This window comes from Paenibacillus artemisiicola (genome assembly GCF_017652985.1).
GTDB lineage: Bacteria > Bacillota > Bacilli > Paenibacillales > Paenibacillaceae > Paenibacillus_Z > Paenibacillus_Z artemisiicola.
Window position 1 is genome coordinate 32,127 of record NZ_JAGGDJ010000023.1, and the last position, 23,356, is coordinate 55,482.

At 63.3% G+C, this 23,356-nt stretch carries 19 protein-coding genes; 5 read left to right on the forward strand and 14 right to left on the reverse strand.

What is annotated here, in order from left to right; translation table 11 throughout:
* Window positions 1–26: 26 nt before the first annotated feature.
* The 3 genes from I8J29_RS21580 to I8J29_RS21590 all read right to left on the reverse strand — a co-directional run bounded on the left by I8J29_RS21580 (window position 27) and on the right by I8J29_RS21590 (window position 5,303).
* Window positions 27–2,831 (reverse strand): sensor domain-containing phosphodiesterase, encoded by a 2,805-nt coding sequence (locus I8J29_RS21580; RefSeq protein ID WP_208849594.1) that lies wholly within the window; start codon window positions 2,829–2,831, stop codon window positions 27–29.
* Window positions 2,832–3,128: 297 nt separating this feature from the next.
* Complete coding sequence (pyrH, locus tag I8J29_RS21585) at window positions 3,129–3,866, reverse strand: UMP kinase (RefSeq protein WP_208849553.1); 738 nt, start codon at window positions 3,864–3,866, stop codon at window positions 3,129–3,131.
* A gap of 210 nt (window positions 3,867–4,076) precedes the next feature.
* Window positions 4,077–5,303 carry an MFS transporter gene (locus I8J29_RS21590; protein WP_208849554.1) on the reverse strand — a complete coding sequence of 409 codons (1,227 nt, stop codon included), beginning with the start codon at window positions 5,301–5,303 and terminating at the stop codon, window positions 4,077–4,079.
* A 135-nt stretch (window positions 5,304–5,438) separates the two neighbouring features.
* Between I8J29_RS21590 and I8J29_RS21595 the strand changes: the two genes are divergently transcribed.
* Window positions 5,439–6,314: a LysR family transcriptional regulator gene (locus I8J29_RS21595; RefSeq protein ID WP_208849555.1), complete on the forward strand. Its 876-nt coding sequence runs from the start codon at window positions 5,439–5,441 to the stop codon at window positions 6,312–6,314.
* A 175-nt stretch (window positions 6,315–6,489) separates the two neighbouring features.
* On the opposite strand, the gene I8J29_RS21600 is transcribed toward I8J29_RS21595, so the two are convergent.
* The 9 genes from I8J29_RS21600 to I8J29_RS21640 all read right to left on the reverse strand — a co-directional run bounded on the left by I8J29_RS21600 (window position 6,490) and on the right by I8J29_RS21640 (window position 17,558).
* Window positions 6,490–6,915, reverse strand: coding sequence for an organic hydroperoxide resistance protein (locus I8J29_RS21600; protein ID WP_208849556.1), 426 nt, complete (start codon window positions 6,913–6,915; stop codon window positions 6,490–6,492).
* 333 nt (window positions 6,916–7,248) lie between these two features.
* Window positions 7,249–9,129, reverse strand: a complete 1,881-nt coding sequence (locus I8J29_RS21605) for a sensor histidine kinase (protein WP_208849557.1) — start codon at window positions 9,127–9,129, stop codon at window positions 7,249–7,251.
* Window positions 9,122–10,765, reverse strand: coding sequence for a response regulator (locus tag I8J29_RS21610; RefSeq protein WP_208849558.1), 1,644 nt, complete (start codon window positions 10,763–10,765; stop codon window positions 9,122–9,124). The genes I8J29_RS21605 and I8J29_RS21610 overlap by 8 nt, the downstream gene beginning before the upstream one ends.
* 172 nt (window positions 10,766–10,937) lie before the next feature.
* Complete coding sequence (locus tag I8J29_RS21615; RefSeq protein ID WP_208849559.1) at window positions 10,938–12,197, reverse strand: FAD-dependent oxidoreductase; 1,260 nt, start codon at window positions 12,195–12,197, stop codon at window positions 10,938–10,940.
* A gap of 129 nt (window positions 12,198–12,326) precedes the next feature.
* On the reverse strand, window positions 12,327–13,889 hold the full coding sequence (locus tag I8J29_RS21620) for an extracellular solute-binding protein (RefSeq protein WP_208849560.1): 1,563 nt from the start codon (window positions 13,887–13,889) through the stop codon (window positions 12,327–12,329).
* Between the two features lie 88 nt (window positions 13,890–13,977).
* Window positions 13,978–14,853 carry a carbohydrate ABC transporter permease gene (locus tag I8J29_RS21625; protein ID WP_208849561.1) on the reverse strand — a complete coding sequence of 292 codons (876 nt, stop codon included), beginning with the start codon at window positions 14,851–14,853 and terminating at the stop codon, window positions 13,978–13,980.
* Between the two features lie 15 nt (window positions 14,854–14,868).
* Window positions 14,869–15,828 (reverse strand): ABC transporter permease, encoded by a 960-nt coding sequence (locus I8J29_RS21630; RefSeq protein WP_240546389.1) that lies wholly within the window; start codon window positions 15,826–15,828, stop codon window positions 14,869–14,871.
* Between the two features lie 328 nt (window positions 15,829–16,156).
* Window positions 16,157–16,732 carry a GNAT family N-acetyltransferase gene (locus I8J29_RS21635; protein WP_208849562.1) on the reverse strand — a complete coding sequence of 192 codons (576 nt, stop codon included), beginning with the start codon at window positions 16,730–16,732 and terminating at the stop codon, window positions 16,157–16,159.
* 103 nt (window positions 16,733–16,835) lie between these two features.
* Window positions 16,836–17,558 (reverse strand): TetR/AcrR family transcriptional regulator C-terminal domain-containing protein, encoded by a 723-nt coding sequence (locus tag I8J29_RS21640; protein ID WP_208849563.1) that lies wholly within the window; start codon window positions 17,556–17,558, stop codon window positions 16,836–16,838.
* Window positions 17,559–17,662: 104 nt separating this feature from the next.
* Between I8J29_RS21640 and I8J29_RS21645 the strand changes: the two genes are divergently transcribed.
* A complete protein-coding gene (locus tag I8J29_RS21645) occupies window positions 17,663–18,043 on the forward strand; it encodes a VOC family protein (protein WP_208849564.1) in 381 nt (126 codons plus the stop codon).
* A gap of 200 nt (window positions 18,044–18,243) precedes the next feature.
* Here the strand turns inward: I8J29_RS21645 and I8J29_RS21650 are convergent, their stop codons facing one another.
* A complete protein-coding gene (locus I8J29_RS21650; protein ID WP_208849565.1) occupies window positions 18,244–19,260 on the reverse strand; it encodes an SDR family oxidoreductase in 1,017 nt (338 codons plus the stop codon).
* Between the two features lie 136 nt (window positions 19,261–19,396).
* Entirely contained in the window at window positions 19,397–20,104 is a 708-nt protein-coding gene (locus I8J29_RS21655) for a DUF421 domain-containing protein (protein ID WP_208849566.1), read from the reverse strand.
* A gap of 180 nt (window positions 20,105–20,284) precedes the next feature.
* On the opposite strand from I8J29_RS21655, the gene I8J29_RS21660 reads away from it, so the two are divergent.
* From I8J29_RS21660 to I8J29_RS21670, 3 genes are read left to right on the forward strand one after another with little or no spacing between them, the layout of a single operon-like run.
* Window positions 20,285–21,880, forward strand: coding sequence for a spore germination protein (locus I8J29_RS21660; protein WP_208849567.1), 1,596 nt, complete (start codon window positions 20,285–20,287; stop codon window positions 21,878–21,880).
* Between the two features lie 33 nt (window positions 21,881–21,913).
* Window positions 21,914–23,125 (forward strand): Ger(x)C family spore germination protein, encoded by a 1,212-nt coding sequence (locus I8J29_RS21665; protein ID WP_208849568.1) that lies wholly within the window; start codon window positions 21,914–21,916, stop codon window positions 23,123–23,125.
* On the forward strand, window positions 23,122–23,349 hold the full coding sequence (locus I8J29_RS21670) for a hypothetical protein (protein WP_208849569.1): 228 nt from the start codon (window positions 23,122–23,124) through the stop codon (window positions 23,347–23,349). Before I8J29_RS21665 ends, I8J29_RS21670 begins: the two co-directional genes overlap by 4 nt.
* Window positions 23,350–23,356: the final 7 nt, after the last annotated feature.

Sequence of the window (23,356 nt, forward strand, 5' to 3'; positions counted from 1 at the left end):
TCTATCCCCTCTCTTATCTACAAAAATCAGCGTGGCGCCGCCAGAAACTTCGCCTCGAACTCCGCCGCCCGCATCGGGCGGCCGAAATAATACCCCTGCATCAGGAAGCATTCGCGCGACGACAGGAAATCCACGTGCTGGCGCGTCTCGACGCCCTCGGCGATGACGCTCAGATTGAGGTTCTGGGCCAGCGTAATGATCGTGTTGATGATGGCCGCGTTGGCGTCGTCCTCCGTCACGTCCTGCAGGAACGACTTGTCGATCTTCAGCGTGTCGATCGGCAGGCTCTTCAGATAGCCGAGCGAGGAATACCCCGTGCCGAAGTCGTCGATGGCGATCTGGATGCCGAGGCCCTTCAGCGCCTTCATCGACTCGAACGTCAGGTCCTTGTTCTTGATGATCAGGTTCTCCGTCAGCTCCAGATGCAGGTAATCCGGGCAGAGCCCGACTTCCTCCAGCGCGTTCTTGACCATCGCGAAGAGGTTGTTCTGCTCGAACTGGCGGGCCGACAGGTTGACCGAGACGCTGAACGGCGGATACCCCTCCGTCTGCCACGCCTTCAGCTGGCGGCACGCCTGCTTCAGCACCCATTCGCCGATCGGCACGATGAGCGCCGTCTCCTCCGCGATCGGAATGAACTGGTCCGGCGCGATCATGCCCTGCTTCGGATGGTTCCACCGCAGCAGCGCTTCGACGCCGACCAGCCGGTTCGTCTGGTAATGGATCTGCGGCTGGTAGTACAGCTCGAGCTCGTCCAGCTCCAGCGCGCGGTACAGGGCGTTCTCGAGCTTGACGCTCTCGAAGGTACGCGTGTCCATTCCCTCGCTGAAGAAATGGTAGCTGTTGCCGGAGATTTCCTTGGACTTGTACATCGCCGTGTCCGCGTTCTTGACCAGCGTGTCGGTCGTGTCGCCGTTGTCGGGATACAGGCTGATGCCGATGCTCGCCTTGATGTAAATCTCGTTCTCCAGCAGCTGGAACGGCTCGTCGAACGTGTCGATGACCGCGTGCACGACCTTCAGCACCTCGTGCTCGTTCTTGACGTTGGGCAGGTAGATCGTGAATTCGTCCCCGCCCATCCGCGAGACCGTCGCCCCCTTCGGGACGCACCGGCTGAGGCGCTGCGCGACGTCGCGCAGCAGCAGGTCGCCGAAGCTGTGGCCGAGCGAATCGTTGATGAACTTGAAGCGGTCGAGGTCCAGATAGAGCACGGCCAGCTTCTCGCCGTTGATCTGCGCCTGCACGAGCCCCTGGTTCAGCCGGTCCTTCAGCAGCACCCGGTTCGGCAGGTCGGTGACGCTGTCGAAGTACGCGTGGTACTTGATCTCCGCCTCCATCTGCTTGCGCTGCGTGATGTCCTTGAAGGTGACGACGTCGCCGACGATCTCGTCGCCCTCCCGGATGGAGGAGATGACGAATTCCACCGGGAAGCTGGAGTTGTCCTTGCGGTAGAACCGCTCGTCCTGGCCGTAATTGTCCCAATTCCCGTCCGAGGCCGTGGCGACGTACTGCAGGCTGTCGCGGCCGATGTGGGCGCCGTAGAAAATGATGCTGGACGGCTGCCCGATCAGCTCGCTCTTCGTGTCGTAGCCCAGCATGGCCGCCGCCGCGGGATTGCAGAAGGTGATCCTCCGGTCGAGATCCAGGCCGAATATGCCTTCCCCCGCCGAATTCAGGATCAATTCCTTCTCGCGGCTCAGCTGCTGCAGCTCCGCCACGACGCGCTCGAGCTCCTGGTTCTTGACCGTGATCTCAGAGGTCCGCTCTTGGATGATGTTCTCCTGCTTCTCCATGTACATCAGGTTCGACAAGGTCGCGGCCGTCGCGTCGACGATCGACTGCGCGAGCTCCTTCTTGGCGACCGGGTAGCCGAGGCTGCCCTCTTCGAGCCGGACGACCGGAATGACGCCGAGCACTTCGCCCATCGTGACGAGCGGCAGCATGAACAGCCCCTTGATGCCGAACGTGCGGCACAGATCGTGATTGGGCCGGTCGTCCGCGAACACGTCCGGAATGAGGACGGCCTTCTTCGTGCGGATAACCTCCTGGAAGACGGGGTCGTTGCTCTCGTCGATCCGGATCTTGCTGTGCGTCCGCATCCAGTCTTCCTCCGACCAGTCGCTGTCCTTGCTCAGCTTGGCCGGCTTGATCTGGCTCTCCGTGAGCGGATCGAGCAGATGGACGCCGATGTTGTAGTTGCCCAGCACCTTGCCGAGGTAGGAGAAGCAGATGTCGAGGCTCTGCTGCAGCGTGGAGCACATCGCCAGATCGCTCGTCACGTCGAGCAGCAGCTGCTTCTCGGCGATGAGGTTCTCCTTGTGCGTCAGGTTGCGCGCGTTCTGGATCGCGACGGCCGCCATGTTGACGTAGGCCTCCACCGTCTGGATCTCGGATTGCGTCAAGTTCATCGGAATGCCGTAGTCGAACAGAAACACGAGGCCGAACAGCTCCTGTTCGAACGAAATCGGTAACACCAGCAGCGATTTGATCTGGAAGCCTTCGACGGCTCTCGGATCGGGCCTGGTGTCCTTCGAGGTATCCGGGATGTACACGGCTTTCTTCGTCTCGACGACTTCCTTCGCCAGCAGGTCCACTTCCATGTCGATGACGTGCATATCCAGCGTCCAGCCGTTGATCACCTGCGGCTTGCCGACGTATCCCCTGAAGGTCCCATCTTCCTGCGGCAGATAGATGCCGACGGAATCACATTGGACGATCTCTTCGGAGATCGCGGTGGTCACATGCTCCAGGACTTCACGCAATTCAAGCTTCGTATTGATCAGTTTTGTAAGATGCGCAAGACGCGAATACCGCATTTGTTCCTTATACACCATTAAACCCCGCTCCCGATTCACGCTTTGTTACCGACTTCCTTACAAAGTTCTACAATAAATACGATTTTCCTGTCTAAAGAATAATTAAATCTTGACAAAGTCTCCCGGAACCGTCGGCGTTGTTCTCCGGATACGAAATTTGCCGCGCTATTCTGCCAGAGCCTGTCAAAATATCAGAGTCCCAAGACCTAGCCCGCTGCCGGCCGCTGCCGGCCGCGGACGGCAAAAAAGGCACCCTCATCGGGTGCCCTTCACATGATTGGCTGTCCTCGCGGTTCGCGGTCCGCCGCGCGGCTATTCCAGGGCCAGCCTCGTATCGCCGTTGATGTACGTGCCGTGGTCGATGCCCTCGCAGATCTCCTTCATCCAGCCCGGCCGGTCGAAATTGAACACGTGCATCGGCAGGTTGTAGTCCCGGGCCAGGATGAACGCCGATTGGTCCATCACCTTCAGGTCGTGCTGCAGCACGTCGTTGTAGTGGAGCGTTTTGAACTTCCGGGCTTCCGGATCGCGCTTCGGATCGGCGCTGAATACCCCGTCCACGCCCTGCTTGGCGACCAGCAGCGCGTCGCAATTAGTCTCGATTGCCCGCTGGACGGAGGGGTAATCCGTCGTGACGTAAGGCTGTCCGTTGCCGCCGGCGAAAATGACGATGTAGCCCTTCTCCAGGTGGTGAATGGCCCGGAGCCGGATGTACGGCTCGGCCACCGACGTCGCCGGAATGGCCGTCATGACGCGCACTTCCCGGTCGGTTCTCGCTTTCAGCACGCCGCGCAGCATCAGGCTGTTGATGACCGTGGCGAGGGTGCCGATGTTGTCGGCCTCCGCCCGTTCGATGCCCCACGACTCCGCCATGCTGCCGCGGAAGATGTTGCCCCCGCCGATGACGACCGACACCTCGACGCCGAGGTCGACCACGGACATGATTTCGCGCGCGATATGCTCCAACCGGTCCGGCTCGAACCCGAACTCCGAATTGCCGGCGACCGCGCCGCCGCTTAATTTGATCAGCACTCTTCCGTATCTGGCCATCTTCCACACCTCCGATAAAATAAAAAGCACTAAAGCATGGAATGCTTTAGTGCTTCGAAAGACGAAAATAAGAAGAAGACGCCGGTTCGCTGCTCGCGCTGCCTCGTCCGCTTCATCCTTTCGCCTCCTTTTGCTGAATCGCGTTCTTTCTTAGTGTATACGTTCCGGCGGCGGTTTGACAACCGGGACCGCGGCACCGGGCCGCGCGCCTCAGCGCGGCTGCCGGCGGCCGGCCGGCGCGTGACGCAAGGCGGATGACCGGCGGCCGGCGAGCGCCGCCGCGAGAATCGCGACCAGCACGAGCAGGACGCCGATCATGCCGACGACGCCCGGCCAGCCGTAGGCCGACAGGAACGAGCCGCCGGCCGTGCCGAGGACGCTGGAGCCCAGGTAGTAGAACAGCAGATACAGCGAAGAGGCGTACGCCTTGTACGGCGGCGCGGCCGTCTTGCCGACCCAGCCGCTCGCCACCGTATGGCCCGCGAAGAAGCCGAACGCGAACAGCACGATGCCGGCGATGGTGAGCGTCAGGCTGCCGGCCAGCGTAAGTCCCGCGCCGAGGAGCGACAGGACGACGCCGGCCGCGATCAAGCCGGCCCGCGAGTACCGGTCGGCCATCCGGCCGAAGAAGAACGAGCTCCAGGAGCCGACGAGCTGGAAGACGAACAGGCAGCCGATGACCGACTGGCTGAGGCCGTACGGCGGCTTGGCGAGCAGGTAGCCGATGTAGTTGAACAGCGTCACGTACCCGCCGAGCAGCAGGAAGCCCGCCGCATAGAGCGGGAGCAGCCGCTTGTCGGCCAGTCCCGCCTTCAGTCCGCCCGCCCAGATGCGCAGCGAGATGCCGGACGGCCGGAAGCGGCGCGACTGCGGCAGGTACAGCCAGAATAGCGCGCTGCAGATCAGGCTGAACGCCCCGAGCGTCAGCAGGCCGGCGTGCCAGTCGAACGCGTCCGTCAGCAGGCTGACGATGACCCGGCCCACGAAGCCGCCGATGGCCGTGCCGCCGACGTAGACGCCCATCGCTTTGCCGATGCTGTCCGGCGCGATCTCTTCGTTCAAGTACGTCATCGCGACGGCCGGGAAGCCCGACAAGCTGATGCCGAGCAGCAGGCGCAGCGCCAGCAGCAGCTGGAAGCTGTGGACGAAGGACGACAGAATGGCGAGCGCCGACGTCGCGAACAGCGACGCGACCATGATGTTTTTGCGGCCCCAGGCGTTGGAGAAAGCGGAGATGAACATCATGCACACGGCCAGGCTGATCGTCGAGACCGAGATGACCAGGCTGGCCGAGGACGGGGAGACCCCGAACTCCTCCGAGAATTGGCCGAGCAGCGTCTGCGGGCTGTATAGAACGGCGAACGTGACGATGCTGCCGAGCAGCATGGCGAGCAGCGTCCGCCGGTAGGTCGCGCTTCCTTTGGCGATATGCGTCATGGCGTAAGGACTCCTTCTCTCGTTGAACTGAGTCTAAGTGTACGCCTCGACAATTCATAACGTCCAATTTATTATAGGTATGCGAACGATGCCTTTTCATTATCGATTCGATTCAACGTCAGGAGGCTTGCCCGGATGGAATGGCAGCAGTTGGAGTACTTCCGCGTCGTCGCCGGAACCGAGCATTTCACGCAGGCCGCCGAACGGCTGGCCATCTCGCAGCCGGCGCTGAGCCGGTCGATCACGCATCTGGAGGAGACGCTCGGCGTGCCGCTGTTCGACCGCGTCGGCCGGTCGGTGAAGCTGAACGCGTACGGCGCGTCGTTCCTGAAGCGCGTCGAGCGGGCGCTGCAGGAGATCCAGGACGGCATGGCCGAGCTGCAGCAGCTGCGGGACCCGTACACGGGGACGGTATCGCTCTCGTTCGTGATGACCTTCGGGCTCAGCTTCCTGCCGGACTTCATCAGCTCGTTCAACCGGCTGTATCCGCAGGTCAAGCTGCAGCTGTTCCAGAACACGACGGCCGCCATCGCGCGCCAGCTGCAGGACGGCGAAGCGGACCTCAGCATCGTCGGCTCGCTCGATCACCGCAATCAGCTCGAATGGCATAAGCTCCTCGACGAGGACTTGTTCGCGTACGTTCCCGCCAAGCACCGCCTCGCGGACCGCGAGTCGATCCGCCTCGAGGAGCTGGCCGGAGAGCCGTTCATCGGCTTCAAGAAAGGCTACGGCATGCGCGACTTGACGGACCGGTTCTGCGCGCAGGCCGGCTTCGCGCCGCAGGTCGTCTTCGAGGGCGAAGACGTCGCCACCGTCTCCGTGCTCGTCTCCTCGGGCATCGGGGTGACGCTCATCCCGTCCTTCCGGGGGATCACGCCGAGCAAGATCAAGAAGCTGCGGGTCGAAGAGCCGGCCTGCCGCCGGGAGATCGGGCTGGCCTGGCAGAAGGGCCGCACGCTGTCGCCGGCCGCGGAACTGTTCCGTTCGTTCATTATCGGCCAGTTCGCCTGAACGCTTCGCGCGGTCGGTCGGCAAGCCCGCTGCTATGCGGGAAAGCCGGTTGCGGTACGGGAAAGCGAAAAAAGCGCCGGCCGTCTCCCCCGATGATCGGGGATGACGGCTGGCGCTTCGCGCGTTCCGGCGTTATGGGCGGGCGCCCGCCCGCCGTCCGCGGGCCCGGCTTCGCTTAGTGAACGCCGTTCACGACGAGCTTCACGTCGATGTTGCCGCGGGTCGCGCGGGAGTACGGGCAGACGCCGTGCGCCGCTTTGACGAGCTCTTCGGCCGTCTCCTGCGAGACGCCGTCGATGTTCACGTGCAGCTGCGCCGCGAGCTGAAAGCCGCCGTCGGCCGCCTTGCCGATGCTGACGTGCGCCGTGACGTCCGTGCCTTCATGCTGAACCTTCTGCATGCGGGCAACGAGCTTGAGCGCGCTGTGGAAGCAGGCCGAGTAGCCTGCGGCGAAGAGCTGCTCCGGGTTGGTGCCTTCTGCGCCGTTGCCGCCCAGTTCCTTCGGCATCGTCAGGTTCAAGTCAAGCACGCCGTCCGAGGACGTCACGCGTCCGTCCCGTCCGCCTTCCGCCGTTGCGATTGCCGTGTACAAGGTTTCCATGAATGATCGCTCCTTCGATTTAAGCTAATGTAACGTTTACGTTAAATTAACTTTAATTTAACTAAATTTAATTGAATACAATTTAATTTCATGTACGTAATTTAACATGCCTGTCCGAGGATTGCAACCTTCTTTACACAAGTTTTAGGATCGCTGAATCGCGGTGCGGGACATCGTGCCGCAGGACGCGCGAAAGCCGCCCCCTGAAGGAGCGGCTTTCGCGCGTTTTCGTTTCCCGTTCGCGCCCGGGTTGAACTTTGCTCGCTGCATGCGGCTGCAGAGCGTTCGTTTCCCTGCCTCTCCGCGCGCCGGCAGCACGGACGAGGGACGTCATTATCCCGAATCGCCTTGCTTGCTATCGTGCGGAGGGCGCTCCGCCTTCAGACGGACGAGCACGGTCGTGCCGGCGCCGAGCTCCGACGCGATGGAGAGGCCGTACGCGTCGCCGGCGTACAGCTTGACCCGCTCGTTGACGTTGAACAGCCCGTACGAGCTGCCGCCGGCGCCGTCGTCCTTCGCCTCGGACGGGGCCTCCGTCAGCAGCCGCGCCGCCAGCCCCTCGTCCATGCCGATGCCGTTGTCGGCCACGGTCAGGACCAGGTCCCCGCGTTCCTCGCGGGCGGCGATGGCGATGACGCCGCGCCTGCCCTTCGCCTTGCGGATGCCGTGCAGCAGCGCGTTCTCGACGATCGGCTGCAGGATGAGCTTCGGCATGGCGCACGCCTCGAGGCCGGGCCGGATGTCGAGCTCGAAATCGAACGTATCCGGGAAGCGGCTCCGCTGGATCTCCAGGTACACCTGCGCGAGCCGGAATTCGTCCTCGACGCTGACGATGCTCCGGCCCTTGCTGAGGCTGAGCCGGAAGTATTTCGCCAGGCTGTCGATCATCTGGCTGATGTCCGTCGCGCCCTTGCCGATCGCGATCCAGTTGATCGTGTCGAGCGTGTTGTAGAGGAAATGCGGATTGATCTGCGCCTGCAGCGCCTGCAGCTGCGCCTCCCGTTCCAGGAGCTGCGCCTTGTACTTCTCCTCGACGAGCGTCCGCACCCGGAGAATCAGATGGTCGACGCTCCGCTCGAGCAGCCGGAAGTCGCCGTTCACCGGCGGCAGCTCGCTCAGGCTCGTCTCCGTGCCCTCCCGGCGGATGACCGTGATCACCTGCTTCACCCGGCGGTTCATGCCCCGCACGATGATGGCCATCAGCACGAACGGCAGCGCCAGGAAGAGGGCGATGTACTCCAGCAGCGACGTCCACTCCGACCGCTGCGTCAGCTGCACCGCGCGGCGCGACAGCTGGGACTCGGTCCCCTGCGCGACCAGCTTCCAGCCGGTCGGGTCGAGCGTCGCGTACATGACGTCGTTCACTTCGTCGTTCAGCTTCACCGCGCCGATGCCCTCGCTTCCCCGCCCCAGCACGGCCAGCACGGCCGGATCGACGCTCGTGCCGATTCGCGACCGGTCGGGATGGTAGACGATCGTCCCGTTCGGATCCGCGAGGTACACCTGCGTGCCCGGCGCGAACTGCAGCGCCGACAGGATGCCGGACACCATGCTCTCCTTGACGTCGATCATGAGCACGCCGGAGATTTTGTCGTAACGGTTCGGATCGCGCAGCATGCGGGCGAGCGAGAAGATCCGCGCGTCGCCCGCGTCGAGGAAATGCTCCGTGTAGTCGCCGGTCCAGACGATGCCGCCGTTCGCGGCGATGATCGGCACGTACCACGGCCGGTCCTTCAGGCTGTCGAGCGTGAAGAAATTGATCCGCTCCGCGGCGTACAGCTTCGACTTGTCGACGAACAGCCGCACGTGGTAGACGTCGGAATTCGTCTGCACGGTATCGACCAGGTTGCGCAGGTCCTTGACGACCTGCAGCTGGACGGCGATCGACTGATCGTCCGCGCCGACGGACAGGTACGTATGCAGGTTGGCGTTCATGAACGCCGCGTTGCTGATATCCTCGAGGTGCTCCAGCCGGTACGACAGGTTGCTGCCCGCCTGCTTCACCGTCTGCTGCATCGTGCGGACGACCTCGTCCTTCAGGATCTTCGCCGAGCGCTCGTAATAGCCGTACAGGAACACGGCCGCCGGAAGCACGATCAGCAGCAGGTACGCGATCAGCCACTGGCGCGGCATCGCGAAGCGGCGAACGAGCCGCAGGCCCGCCCCGGCGGCGGCGGCCAGCCGGCGCCAGACGAACGCGGCGGCGTTACGCATGGGTTTCCCGGTACGCGCTCGGCGTGACGCCCGTCGCTTTCTTGAACAGCTTGGTGAAGTAGCTCGGGTCCGTGTAGCCGATCGCATGGCAGATGTCGTAGAACTTGTACTGCGGGTCGCGCAGCAGCTCCTTCGCCTTCTCCACCCGGACCTGGGTGAGATACTCGTTCACCGTCTGCCCCGTCTCCTGCTTGAACAGCAGGCTGACGTACGTCGGCGTCAGGTACACCTCCCTGCCGATCTCGGCCACGGTAAGCCCGCCGTTCGCGTAGCCCCGGTCGATGATGGCGCGCACCCGCTCCACGACGTTCGCCGTCTTGCCCGTGCGCTTCTCGCGGATCCGCCCGCACGCGTCCAGCAGCCGCGACTCCAGCAGCCGCCGCAGGTCGCCGAGCGTCTCCTGCTCGAACAGCGCCTCCCACAGGCCGGATGCCGGCGCGTCCGCGTCCGATCCGCCCGCGGGCACGTTCAGCTCCAGCAGCAGCTGGTCGACCGCCAGCGCGATCTGCAGGCAGACGTTGCGCCCGTACTTCAGCCCGTCGCGCCGCCTGCGGGCCAAATCGGCGAAGATCCGGTCGAGCCCCGCGCGCAGCTTGTCCGGGTCCGCGGCTTTGAGCGCCGGGATCAGCCCCTCGCGGTCGGCGGGGCCGCTCCGTTCATAGCCGCCCGCTTCCGTCTCCGGCCCCCGCAGGCTGTCCATCGTGATGATGCGGTTCTTGCCGAGGTACCACTTGTGGTCGGCCGCCTCGCGCGCCTGCCCGTACGCCTGCGCGAGCGCGTACGGCGACGTCACCCGCTCGCTGATGCCGATCGTGACGCCGATCTTGAGCCAGCGCTCCAGGTTGCCGCGCACGTCGCCCGCGAACGCGAACAGCGCCTCCGCCGCGTCCGACGCGTACTCGTCGGCCGGCTCCGCCCGCAGGATGCCGACGAACTCCCCGGCGCGGCGCTCGAACGCGTAGCCGGCCAGATGGCGGTCGATCAGCTCCTGGGCGATGTTCAGCACCGCGTACCAGAGCAGCTGGCGGTCGGTCTCCGTCCGGCTCGCCAGCACGCCGGCCATGTCGTCGACGGAGAGGACCGCGACCCAATACGGCGCGTCGGCCGGCAGGCGCAGGCCGAGGAAGTCGAGCCGCTCGCCCAGCCCCTGCTTCGGCGCCCCGCCCTCCACCAGCGACAGCAGCAGCTTCTCCCGCAGCAGGGGCATGCCTTCCTTCAGCTTGACCTCCAGCTCTTCCTTCCGTCGCCGCTCGGCGCGCTCCGCGTCGAGCTCCGCCACGACGCGCCGGATGACCGCGCTCAGCTCCTCCAGATTCACCGGCTTGAAAATATAGTCGACCGCGCTGACCTTCAGCGCCGACTTCAAGTAATCGGCGTCGTCGTGCCCGCTGACGAACACGATCTTCGTCCCGGGATGCCGGGCGGAAATCTCCCGCGACAGCGCGATGCCGTCCAGATTCGGCATCCGGACGTCCGTCAGCACCAGATCCGGCGTCTCCCGCCCGACGATCTCGAGCGCCGCGTCCCCGTCGTCCGCTTCGTCCATCACTTCGATGCCGAAGGAGGACCAATCGATATACGCGCGCAAGCCCGCGCGCACCGTCGGCTCGTCGTCGACGATCAGCAGTTTGTACATGAACCCGAGTCCCCTTCCTTCTCATGATGTAGGCGCCGACGGCGCGGCAAGGCACCGGCCTCCTTCCGCGGCGCGAACGGCCGCCCGCGCTCGCAAAACGGCAACGAGGCGGCGCCCCTTACGGGCACCGCCATTGCCGGAAGACCGCCCTCGCTTCGCGCTTCGGCCTTGGTTAGGTTGTCGTCACGCGGAAGCGGACGCCCTGCCGTTCCAGGATGTCGTGCAGCTTCGCCATGGACACGTCCTTCGCCGCATCCCCGTCGTCCAATGCGATCGCCGCCGCCGCTCCGGCGGCCTGGCCGAGCGCGTAGCAGGTCGCCTGCACGCGCATCGAGGACATCGCCACGTGCGTCGCCGAGATCGCCCGGCCGGCCACGAGCAGGTTGTCGTACGCGGCCGGCACCATGCAGCGGTACGGGATGTCGTAGCCGTCCACCTTGCGCTCGTCGGTCGTCTTCTGCGCGTCCGGGCTGTGGATGTCGATCTCGTAGTTCGTCTGCGCGACCACGTCCGCGAACCGCGCCCCGTCGACCACGTCCCGCTCCGTCAGCGTGTAGAGGCCCTCGATCTGGTTCGTCTCGCGGACGCCCGTCTGCGGCGCGATATGCGCGATGGCGTACGTCTCGAAGCCGGTGCGCTGCAAGTAATGCGCGATGGAGAACACCTGACGCAGCGCCTCCGTCTCCGCGAAATTGACGTCCGCGAGCTTGGCGCCGTTCGCCTTGACGCGCGACATGTTGACGAGCAGCGTGCCGTCGCCGTGCTGCTCCCAGTACAGCCGCCGGCCCTGCGGCAGCTCGGCCACGTCGTGATAGAAGTAGCAGCCCTCCGGCAGCACCTGCTTCACCGGCTTGCCGGTATCCTGCATCGTGAACATGAGCGTCATCGGCTGGGTCAGGCCGTCCGACTCGCGGCCGGCATGGTACGGCACGCCGGCGTCGATCGCCACGCGGGCGTCGCCGGTGGCGTCGATGAACACGCCGCCCTCGAACGCCCGCAGCCCTTCGCGCGTGGAGACGACGACCGCCTTCAGCCGCCGGTCCTCCGTCACCGAGCCGACGAATTCGCTGTGGAAGAACGTCTGCACGTTCTCCTTCTTCATCTTCTCGTTCAAATACTGCCGAAGCAGAAACGGCGAATACTGCGGCGCGATGGATTGATCGTGGCCGTCCGGCAGAAACGCCGCCAGCATCTCCGCGATGATCTCGCGGTAGATGCCCGTCACGTTGCCGACCGGCATGAAGATGCTGACGTTCGCGAGCGTGCCCATGCCGCCGAGCTGCGCGGATTTCTCCAGCAGCGCGACCGTCTTCCCGCAACGCGCGGCGGCGATCGCGGCCGCCGTGCCCGCCGGGCCGCCGCCGATCACGACGACGTCCGTGCGCGAATGGGTATCGACGTTCCGGGTGAACGAATACTGCGTGCTTGCCATGAATGAGGACTCCTTTCGATTCGAGGCGAAGCGGCCCGCGCCACGCTCGCGGCACGGCGCGGGCCGCTTCGCCCCCTTAAGCGGTAGGATTGCGAATCGTCCGATAATTCTGCTTCTACTACGCGGCCGTTATTTGACCGTGGCGTACCAGTCGTTGATTTCCTTTGCGCTCGCTTCTTCGCCGGCCGCCTTGTACTTGGCCTGGAACGCTTCCAGCCCGGACAGCGGCTCCGCGCCCGCGATCAGCTTGATCGTGTAGTCGCCGACCATGGATTCCAGCTGCAGGTTGTTCTTGGCGTATTCCGGCATGTACGGCGCGAGGCCGAGCTTGTTCGGGATCTTGACGTCGTCCGGCTGCTTGTTGTTCAGGAAGTCGAACGCCTCGAACATGACCGGGCTCTTGCGGACGCGCGCCTGCCAGTAGAGCGGGTAGTTCGTCTCGTCGGTGCCCGCCATGTAGTTGTTCGCGAGGTTGCGCTCGTCGTTGAAGATCGGCAGGATCGGCGCGTACGCGCCGTTCTCCATCTTGAAGTGCTTGCCTTCCTCGCCGATGGCCAGGTCCTTGAACGTCGCCGGATCGAGGCTCGCGTTGATCCATTTGACCGCGTCCTCCGGATGCTTCGCCGCCTTCGGCACGAACGTCAGGCGGTCGAAGCCCGCGTTGGCCGCGAAGCCCGCCTTGCCGCCCGGCCCCTTGAGCGCCGGCACGAAGGCGAATGTGGCGTCCGGCGCGCTCTTCGCGAGCGCGTCGGAGATCGTCGGGATGTCCGCCCAGTGCACGATAATCGCGCCCGCCTTGCCGCTCGAGAACTTCTCTTTGGCCGTCGCGTCCTTGTTGACGACGAATTGTTTGTCCAGCAAGCCCTGCTTGTAGAGGTCGGCCATGTAGGTAATGTAGTCCGTGTACGCCGGGTCGAGCACGCGCGGCACCAGCTGGCCGCCGACGTCGTTCCAGCTGTTCGGCATGCCGAACGCGCCGACGATGTTGTCGAGCATCGGCAGGTCGCCGCGGATCGTGAGCGGCACGTCCTGATCCCCGTTGCCGCCCGGATCCTGATCTTTAAACGCTTTCAAAACGGCGGTGAGCTCGTCGGTCGTCGTCGGCATCTTCAGGCCCAGCTTATCCAGCCAGTCGGTGCGGATCAGGATGCTGCTGTTGATCGCGTACGTGACGGTCGTCGGAATCGCGTACAGCTTGCCGTCGACCTTGAGCGCGTCGATCGACGCCTGCTTGATCGAGGCCTTGATGTTCGGGCCGTACTTGTCGATCAGCGGCAGCAGGTCGACGAGCGCGCCCTTCTGCGCGTAATCCGAGTACAGCGCCATGTCGCTGTAGGTCGTGACGAGGTCGTACGGCTCGCCCGAGGACATGATCAGGTTCAGCTTCTCCGCGGACTTATCCTGCGGGAGCATGTCGTACTGCACCTTGTAGCCCGTTTTCTCCTCCAGCATTTTCGCGACCGGATACGCGTTGTAATCCTCGTTCTGCCAGATGTCGAGCCGCTTCAGCTCCGGCTTGGCCGCATCGTCCGCCGCGCCGCCCCCCGCGTCCGCCGCGCCGGCGTTCGTACCGGCGTTATTCCCGGCATTAGTGCCGGCGTTATTCCCGCCGCCGTTCGACGAGCAGGCCGCCGCGGCCATCAGCAGCGCCGCCATCGCGGCCATCAGCATGACCTTCACAACCTTCTTCATTGCATGACCCTCCTGTATGGTAGTATATATCATTAATCTCGCGGCATGCCGCCAAGAATTAATGCGCTTGCGGCTTTTCGGGAACCGATCAGCCCTTCACGGAGCCGATCAGCACCCCTTTGATGAAATATTTCTGCAGAAACGGATAGACGAGCAGGATCGGGATCGTCGACGCGATGACCGTAGCCGAGCGCACGCCCTCCGCCGGCACGTTCATCAGATCGTCCGCGCTCCGGTTCAGGGCCGACGACGTGTCGGCGTTCATGACGATGTCCTGGAGGTACAGCTGGAGCGGCTTCAGGGACGCGCTGTTGATGTAGAGCATCGGGTTGAAGTAGTCGTTCCAGTAGTACACCGCGTAGAACAGCCCGATCGTCGCGAGCACGGGACCGCTGAGCGGCAGGATGATGCGGAAGAGGATCGTGTAATTCCGCGCCCCCTCGAGCTTCGCGGACTCCTCCAGGCTCGCCGGGAGGCTCTCGAAATAGCTCTTGACGACGAGCATGTTGAACACGCTGACGAGCGCCGGCAGGATGAGCGCGCCCAGGTTGTCGATCAGGTCGAGCTGCCGGATGAGCAGGTAGTTCGGAATGATGCCGCCGTTGAACATCATCGTGAAGATGAACAGCACGATGAGCGGCCCCGTGCCGGGCAGCTCCCGCTTCGAGAGCGGGTACGCCGTCATCGCCGTCACGAGCAGCGACGCCAGCGTGCCGATGATCGCCACCAGCGCCGATATGAACAGCGCGTGCAGGAACTGTCCGGACGTGACGACGAACCGCAGCGTGTCGAGCTGGAAGCCGACCGGCACGATGCCGACCTTGCCGGCGACGATCGCCCATTCCTCGCTGATCGACTTCGAGAGCACGTTCGCGAAGGGAAGCAGGGTCGCGAGTCCCATGAGCGTGAGCGAGATATAGATCACGGCATCCAGCGCGTAATCGCGGATTGATGTGCTGCGCATCGTGTTTATCGCCTCCTACCAGATGCTGCGGTGCAGAAATTTTCGGCTGAGCATGTTGCCGATGACGATGAGCAGGAAGCCGACCGCGGAATTGAACAGGCCGACCGCCGTGCTGAAGCTGTAATCCTGCTGGCCGAGGCCCATGCGGTACACGTACGTGCCGATGACGTCCCCGCTCTTGTAGACGAGCGGGTTGTACATCGTCAGAATCTGCTCCGTGCCCGCCTCGAGCAGGCTGCCGATCCGCAGGATGAGCATGAGCATGATCGTCGGCAGCATGCCCGGCAGCGAGATGGAGACCATCTGCCGGATCCGCCCCGCGCCGTCGATGGCGGCCGCCTCGTACTGCTCCTGGTCGATCCCCGCGATCGCGGCGATGAAGACGATGGCGTTCCAGCCGATCTCCTTCCACCCGGCCGTGAAGACGACGACGCTGCGGAACCAGTGATTTTCCGTCAGGAACGAGACCGGCTGCCCGCCGAACGAGCGGATCAGCTCGTTCACGAGTCCCCCGATCGGGGACAGGATGTTGATGAACAGGCCGGAGATAATGACCCAGGACAGGAAGTGGGGCAAGTAGATGATCGTTTGGATCGTCCGCTTGAAGACCATCCGCCGCACCTCGTTCAGGAAGAGCGCGAGCACGATCGGGATCGGGAACAGGATGACGATCTTGTACAGGCTGATGAGCAGCGTGTTGAATAGCACCCGCAAGAATTCGTCCGAGCGGACGAGCTTGCGGAACTGCTCCAGCCCGACCCAGTCGCTGCCCTTGATGCCGCCGAAGATGTTGAAGTCCTGGAACGCGATCACGATGCCGTACATCGGCGTGTATTTGAACAGGAGGAGGAAAATCACCCCGGGAATCAGCAGCGCGTACATGTCGAGATTGCCGCGAACCAGCTTCCACCGGCGGTTTCCCGTCCGCTCCCGCGGGGCTGTCTTGCTATCGAGCGCCATATCGGCCTTGCTCATGTCCGTTCACCTTCTTTAGGTCCGTCGTGTTTTTATTGTAGTGAACGCGCTTCCGCCGCTGTAGCGGGCAATCCTTCGATTTCTGGTCGATTTGTATAGAAGTTCGGGGGAAACGCAAAAAAGGACCTCGATCGAGGTCCTTTTTGGAAATTCTCTTTCGAGGTCCTTTTTCAAGATCCTATTTCGAGGTCCTTTAGGGCGGGCGGCCGCGGGATCGGGCGCCCGACCGGCAGCCGTGCAGGTTTAAGTTGAAACTGTTCCACGTGGAACCCGCGTCCCTGTCGCGTTGCGTCATGATGACTCCCCCTTTGCGGCTTGCCGGCCGCCGTTACGTCCGCCGCCGGTACGTCGCTTGGATAAACCCTCCGAAAACGTCGTGGCTGAACGCGAACCCGCGGCTCAGATAGAAATTCAGCGCCGCCTCGTTGCCGTTCGACACGAAGATGAAGACGACGTCCGCGTCGCGGAAGCCGTCCAGCCAGTCCATCGCCATCCCGAAGAGCTTCGAGCCCAAGCCCAGATGGCGGTAGCCGTCGCGGATGTAGAGATTGTTCAGGCAGCCGGCCTTGTCCGGCAGGTCGTCCCAGTCCGGGTAGAAGCCCAAGTACGCCCCCTGCTCCGCTCGCGGCGCCCAATCCGGATACGCGTGCCGGCTCTGCGAAATGTCGTCGATCGTCGAGAACGCGTACCCGACCGGAACGCCGTCCTCCTTCGCGACGAGGACTTGGCTCGCCAGCGCGCGCTCATAGCTGCGCTTCATGCGCGTGTCGAAATTCATGGCGTCGAACAGCTCGGGGCGCAGCTGCGCGTTCGCCTTCTGAAATGCCATGAGCTCGTTGCAGAGCTCGCGGCATTGCTCGATATTTCCGTCTTGCGCGACTTCGATCGTGATGCGGTTGTCCATGTCCGTCCCTCCTTATCGCGCGGCGGCTCCCGAACGCAGCCGGGCGGCAAGAACATCATTGTAAGGGCGATTGGCCGCCTGCCGCCGTTTATCCGTTCTTCCCTTATTCGTCGTTCGCCCCCGCCGGAAGCTTGGCCGCGAAGCCGTCGAGCAGCACGCTCAGCCCGAACCGGAATTCCTGCTCCCAATCGGTCGAGGTCGTGACGGCCGCGAGGCGCACCATATTCGGAAACCGTTCTTCCGGCAGCCTGCGGAACGCTTGTTCCTGCTGCTCGTTCATCGCCTCGCGGGACGCGAAGCCGCTTGCGCGCGCCCGGAACCGCGCCTCTTCCGCCGCGAAGCCCAGCACGTACGTTTTCACCATGGACGCCAGCCAAGGGACTTGGCGGTCCGGGAAGCCCGCCGACGCCAGGCACTGAAACAGCCGTTCGATCTGGGTCAGGCGCTCGTCGCCGTTTGCGATCGTCTGATGGAACAGCTCGAACGCGTCCCTGCGGGAGAGCAGCACGTTTCGGAACTGGCCCGCCCATTGGGAAAGCTGCTCCCGCCAAGGGAGGGACGGATCGATCCGTTCCATGCCTCCGCAGATACGGTCGGACAGCAGCTGCATCAAGGCCTCTTTGTCCTTGACGTGATAATAAAGGGAAGCCGTCTTGACCTGCAGGTCGTCGGCGATCTTCCGCATGCTTAAGTCCTTCAAACCAAGCTCGTCCAATAGCTTAAGGGCGGCCTCCAAAATCCGTCCGCGTTCAAGCGGCATGTAGACGGGGGCCGGCCCGTCCGCCGCGCCGCCCGGCTTATCGGCGTACACTCGCCGTCTCGCCACGTTCGCTCACCTCTCTTACGTGACCAGTATACCATTCGCTTTACATTCTAACACCTTTAGATTAATCTAATGGTATTAGAATAAACGCAAGGAGCGATTCCTGCATGAAACTGAACCATTTGAATGTATGCGTGCCCGATTTGAACGAAGCGGTGACGTTTTTCCGCGACGTGTTCGGCTTTGAATTGAACGGCCGGCACGGGGACGCCATCGCCGCCATGACGGACGACGACGGATTCAGCCTCGTGCTGAGCAGCCTGCGGCCCGGCGAAGAAGGGTATCCGAAGGATTTCCACCTCGGGTTCTACGTCGATACGATCGCCGACGTCGACGGCTTTCACGATAAGCTCGCGGCGGCCGGGATTGCGGCCGAGCAGCGGCCGCGGAGGATCCGGAACGGGTACACCCTTTATTTCACGGCGCTCGGCGGCATCCTTTTCGAAGTGACCAGCTTCCAGCGGGAAGCCGCCGCGCCGCAAGCTTAATCCGGTGTTATCAGCCCCGCCTGAGCACGCGAACGAGAAAAAGGCGAAAACCCCGCCAAGGGTTTTCGCCTGCTTTCCGATCCAATACTTCCGGACCGATGTTCCCGATCCGATGTTTCCGATCCGATGTTTCCGATCCGATGTCCCCAATCCGATATTTCCGAAACCGATGCAACCGACCTGACGCGCCCGTCGTCCGGCTAGCCCTTCACCGCCGCGATCGCGCCGTTCACGGCATCGATCACCTTGTCGCACCACGCGTCGAATTCGGGGTCCTCCTTCTGCAGCTCGGGATGCGCCAAAATATGCGCCACGGTCTCCCGCACGCCCTGGTCGAAGCGCGTCGTCGCGACGAACTCGGGCACGAGCCGCTTCAGCTTGGCGTTGTCGAACGCGACGGAGTTCGCCTTGTCCCCGATCAGCCCGCCCGTGAAGTCCTCGCGGCTGCACGCGGCCAGAAATTCCGAAGAGACGCGGACCGCCTGCAGCTTCACGCCGAGCGCGTCCGCGATCGCTTCATAGATCTGGTTCCAGGTCAGCGTCTCGTCGGACGTGATTTGGACCGCCTCGCCGATCGCGCGGCGGTTGCCCATGAGGCCGATGAAGCCCTTGGCGAAGTCGCGGTTATGCGTCATCGTCCACAGCGACGTGCCGTCGCCGTGAATGAGGACCGGCTTGTTCGCGAGCATCCGTTTCGCCACCTGCCACGAGCCGTTCCGGCCGTGCACGCCGAGCGGAATCGTGCGTTCGTCGTAGGTGTGGCTCGGCCGCACGATCGTGACCGGGAAGCCCTGCTCCCGGTACTGCTTCATAAGGTAGTCCTCGCACGCGATCTTGTTGCGGGAATACTCCCAGTACGGATTGGCGAGCGGCGTGCTTTCGGACACCCGGTAATCGGACAGCGGCTTCTGGTATGCCGAGGCCGAGCTGATGAAGATGAATTGCTTCGTCTTGCCTTGGAACAGCCGATAGTCCCGCTCCAGCTGCGCCGGCACGAAGGCGATGAAGTCCGCCACGACGTCGAAATCCAGCTCCCGGATCAGCTCGGCGACATGCGCCTCGTCGTTGATATCCGCCTGAAGCACCTTCACGTTGTCCGGCAGAGCCGCGTTGCGGTTCCCCCGGTTCAGCACGTACAGCTCGCATCCGTTCGCCGCCAATTGCCGCGTGATCGCCGAGCTGATGATGCCGGTCCCTCCGATAAACAGCGCTTTCATTACTAGCCACCTCCGAATGGAATTGAGAACGATTCGCCGACAAGTCTCGTTTCCTCTATTCGCGATCCGGAGTCCGAATTCCTCTAAATGCCATTTATTCGGCAAACACCGCGCCCGCGTCAGCCGGTCATGGCCGTCACTCCTTGTCGACCGGCCGCCGGACGCGGTCCTCGTAGCCGTCGACGAACAGCTGCCCGTGCGTGCCCCGCACCGCGTAGAACACGTCCTCCAGCCGCTTTCCCCGCCGGTCCAGCTCGCGCTCCAGCCATTCCCGCGTCAGCCCGTTCGCCTCGAAATTCCCATCCAGCAGCGCGCCGTCCATGACGAGCTCGACCGGGAAGGATTGCGGCTTGACCTTCAGCTTGAGATCCTTCTTCACGGCGACTTGGAATTCGCCCTTCTTCAGCACCGACAGCGTGCCGTTATCCTCCAGCACGACGTAGTCCACCTCGCCGATGTCGAAAATCCCCTGCTCCCGCAGCGCCTGATCCAGCGAGTCGAGCGAATAGCGGATCTTGCGCATGTTCGCCTCGAGGATGCGGCCGCCCTCGACCAGTACGGTCGGCGAGCCCGAGATCCACTTCCGCAGCCGGCGGCTCTTCAGGGCGACGACGGACAGCAGGAACGACGTGCCCGCCGCGAAGACGAGCGCCAGCACCATGTAGACCGCTTTGATCTTCAGGTTGAACGCCAGATTGCCCGCGATCGAGCCCAGCGTAATGCCGGTGACGAAGTCGAGGAACGTCATGTTGGATACCGTCTGCTTGCCGAGGAGCTTGGCGATGAGCAGGAGCAGCAGAATGGCGATGACGGACCGGCACAGCACGTCCACGTACGTATTCATCCGCGCGCCTCCTTTTCCTACTACGATGTCCAACTTCCTCCATCGCCAATCGCTCCGGCGCCCCTTCTCCCGCGCGTCCGATCCGCCGTCCGCGGCCCTGCTTCGAAACCCGCCCGCGATGGTTTAAACCCTCCGGTTATGGAGATAGTGGTAAAAAGTACAGCATCCGGGTGATGACGCATGGTCGATTTCTATCAAGCATTCCGTAAATTGAAGGCGAAATCCGCCTCGAAGCCGAAAGGGCCGGGCACGGGCGGGACGAACGCCGTGAACGCGCTGCCCGCGTCGCTGGCCGCGACGCTGAGCCAAATCGAAACGCAGCTCGGCGGCAGCACGGATCTCGTCATCCGCCGCTTCGTCATCCGCACGAACCGGCAGCCGCACGCCGCCGCCGTCGTCTACATCGAAAGCCTGTCGGATCCGCGGTCCTTGCTCGAATCGCTGCTCGTCGAAAGCAGCGAGACGCAGCAGTTTCTGCAACCCGACGATAAGACCAACCCTCTGAAGCTGATCCGGGAATACATCCTGAAGGTCGGCGACATCGGCGGCCTGTCCGATATGGATACGCTGTATCACGCGATCCTGTCGGGCGATTCGGTCGTGCTCATCGACGGCCACGCCGAAGGCATCGTCGCCAGCACCCGCGCGTGCCGGGACAGGGGCGTCGACGAGCCTTCCTCCCAATCGGTCGTTCGGGGTCCGCGCGAAGGCTTCACCGAAACCCTCCGCACCAATTCCGCCCTCATCCGGCGGAAGATCAAGGACTCCAACTTATGGATGGAGACGCGGCAGATCGGCAAGGTCACGATGACCGACGTCGCGATCATGTATATCCGAGGCATCGCGAACGATAAGATCGTCGAGGAGGTCCGCCGGCGGCTGGATCGGATCGACATCGACGGGATCCTGGAGAGCGGCTATATCGAGGAGCTGATTCAGGACGAGACGTACACGCCGTTTCCGACGATGTACAACTCCGAACGTCCGGACGCGATCGCCGGCGGGCTGCTGGAGGGCCGCATCGCCATTCTCGTGGACGGCACGCCGTTCGTCCTGCTCGTGCCCGCGCTGTTCGCGCACTTCCTGCAGACGCCGGAGGACTACTACCAGCGGGCGGACATCGCGTCCCTGCTTCGCATTCTCCGCTACGTCTGCCTGTTCATCGCCATGTACGGGCCTTCCGCGTACATCGCGATCACGACGTTCCATCAGGAAATGATCCCGACGCCCTTGCTCATCAGCGTCGTCGCCCAGCGCGAGGGCATCCCGTTCCCGGCGTTCATCGAGGCGCTGCTGATGGAGGTCACGTTCGAGATACTGCGGGAGGCCGGCGTCCGCATGCCCCGCACGGTCGGCCAGGCGGTGTCGATCGTGGGCGCGCTCGTCATCGGGCAGGCGGCGGTCGACGCCGGGCTCGTCGGCCCGGCCATGGTCATCGTCGTCGCGATCACGGCGATCTCGAATTTCGTGATTCCGTCGTACAACATGGGGATCTCCATCCGCATGATTCGCTTCGTGCTGATGATGCTGGCCGCGTCGTTCGGCCTGTACGGCATTCTCGTCGGAACCATTATCATGATTCTGCATCTGTGCGGCCTGCGTTCGTTCGGCGTTCCGTATATGACGCCGTTCGCGCCGTACATCGCGGAGGACCAGAAGGACAGCATCTTCCGGGTTCCGCAGTGGGCGATGCTGACCCGGCCGCGGCTCATCAGCCAGGCGAACCGGACCCGGCAGAAGGACGATCCGCCGCATAAGCCCCCTTCCCGCGGCTAACCGCGTGGACGCGAAGAAAGGGATGAACCCGGCATGACGGCAACGCGAGCACTCAAACTCGTCCTGATTTCTCTGTGCGCGCTCCTGCTGACAGGCTGCTGGAACCGCAAGGAGCTGAATGAAATTTCGATCGCGACGGCGTACGGCTTCGACAAGAACGGCGACCGGTACGGCGTGTCGGTCCAGATCATCAACGCCACCGAGATCGGCTCGGGCAAGGGAACCGGCAGCCGCGTCCCCGTGCTTACCGTACGGACGAACAACGAACGCTCGATTTTCGAATCGATTCGCGAGATGGGCACCATTGCGCCGCGGAAAATTTATTCCTCCCATCTCCGCATTCTCGTCATCGGGGAAGATCTGGCCCGCGCGGGGATCGCGAAGGTGCTCGACGGGCTGTCCCGGGATCACGAGCTTCGCACGGACTTCTACATCATCGTCGCCCGGGGCGCGACCGCGAACCAGGTGCTTCAGATCCTCACGCCGCTCGAGAAGCTGCCGACGGACAAGATGTACACCTCGCTCGAAACCTCGCAGCGCAACTGGGGCGTCTCGACGAAGGTCGACCTGCATCAGCTGATCTACGACCTGGTCGACCAGGGCAAAGATCCGGTGCTGACCGGCATTCGGATCGTGGGCGATCCCCGAATCGGCGGGAACCGGCGAAACTTGAATTCGGTGTCCGCTCCCGCCTACTTGCAGTATCAGGGACTCGGCGTGTTCCGCAAGGACAAGCTCGTCGGCTGGCTCAACGACAAGCAGAGCATGGGCTACAACTTCATCCGCGGCAACATCAGCAGCACGATCGTACGGATGCCGTGCACCGGCGGGGACGACGTGGAAGTGGAGCTCATTCGCACGAACCACCGGATCAAAGGACGGGTCGTGAACGGCGAGCCGCGGATCGACGTGACCGTCCAGGCGGAAGGCAACATCGGCGAAGTCGAATGCGGCATGAACATCGCGACCAACGAAGCGATCGAGCTGTTCGAGAAGGAGCTGAGCGATCAGATCGAAAACATGATGAAAGCCGCCGTCGCGCGGGCGAAGTATTACAAGTCGGATATCTTCGGCTTCGGCTCCGCTATCCACCGCGCCGACTACCGCGCGTGGAACCGGATGAAGGACCGCTGGGCGCAGGAATTCGCCGATCTCCCCGTCCATATCGCCGTGAACGCGAAGATTCGCCGCACCGGCTCGGTCGTGGAGTCGTTCCTGGAACGGATGGAGGAGGAGTCCGATTGATTTGGATCGTGCTGTTCATGGCGGCTCTCGTCGTTCGTTTCCAGTACACGCGGCTGAAGCGGAGCGGGCAGAAGAAGGAGCTGGCGGTGTCGGCGTGCCTGCTGGTCGCGGCCGTTACGCTGAGCATGCTGCAGAGCTTCCGCGTCGAGCTGCCCAACCCGCTCGACTGGCTGACCGTCATTTATAAGCCCATGAGCAAAGCCGTTTTTTCCATGCTGAAATAATCCCGGC

Excerpts from the sequence above, each read along its gene's own strand:
- I8J29_RS21665 (WP_208849568.1), top strand. The coding sequence starts at position 21,914 with ATGACGGCAACGCGAGCACTCAAACTCGTCCTGATTTCTCTGTGCGCG.
- I8J29_RS21645 (WP_208849564.1), top strand. The coding sequence starts at position 17,663 with ATGAAACTGAACCATTTGAATGTATGCGTGCCCGATTTGAACGAAGCG.
- I8J29_RS21650 (WP_208849565.1), bottom strand. The coding sequence starts at position 19,260 with ATGAAAGCGCTGTTTATCGGAGGGACCGGCATCATCAGCTCGGCGATC.
- I8J29_RS21610 (WP_208849558.1), bottom strand. The coding sequence starts at position 10,765 with ATGTACAAACTGCTGATCGTCGACGACGAGCCGACGGTGCGCGCGGGC.
- I8J29_RS21595 (WP_208849555.1), top strand. The coding sequence starts at position 5,439 with ATGGAATGGCAGCAGTTGGAGTACTTCCGCGTCGTCGCCGGAACCGAG.
- I8J29_RS21605 (WP_208849557.1), bottom strand. The coding sequence starts at position 9,129 with ATGCGTAACGCCGCCGCGTTCGTCTGGCGCCGGCTGGCCGCCGCCGCC.
- I8J29_RS21625 (WP_208849561.1), bottom strand. The coding sequence starts at position 14,853 with ATGCGCAGCACATCAATCCGCGATTACGCGCTGGATGCCGTGATCTAT.
- I8J29_RS21600 (WP_208849556.1), bottom strand. The coding sequence starts at position 6,915 with ATGGAAACCTTGTACACGGCAATCGCAACGGCGGAAGGCGGACGGGAC.
- I8J29_RS21635 (WP_208849562.1), bottom strand. The coding sequence starts at position 16,732 with ATGGACAACCGCATCACGATCGAAGTCGCGCAAGACGGAAATATCGAG.
- I8J29_RS21630 (WP_240546389.1), bottom strand. The coding sequence starts at position 15,828 with ATGAGCAAGGCCGATATGGCGCTCGATAGCAAGACAGCCCCGCGGGAG.
- I8J29_RS21620 (WP_208849560.1), bottom strand. The coding sequence starts at position 13,889 with ATGAAGAAGGTTGTGAAGGTCATGCTGATGGCCGCGATGGCGGCGCTG.
- pyrH (WP_208849553.1), bottom strand. The coding sequence starts at position 3,866 with ATGGCCAGATACGGAAGAGTGCTGATCAAATTAAGCGGCGGCGCGGTC.
- I8J29_RS21615 (WP_208849559.1), bottom strand. The coding sequence starts at position 12,197 with ATGGCAAGCACGCAGTATTCGTTCACCCGGAACGTCGATACCCATTCG.
- I8J29_RS21655 (WP_208849566.1), bottom strand. The coding sequence starts at position 20,104 with ATGAATACGTACGTGGACGTGCTGTGCCGGTCCGTCATCGCCATTCTG.
- I8J29_RS21660 (WP_208849567.1), top strand. The coding sequence starts at position 20,285 with ATGGTCGATTTCTATCAAGCATTCCGTAAATTGAAGGCGAAATCCGCC.
- I8J29_RS21590 (WP_208849554.1), bottom strand. The coding sequence starts at position 5,303 with ATGACGCATATCGCCAAAGGAAGCGCGACCTACCGGCGGACGCTGCTC.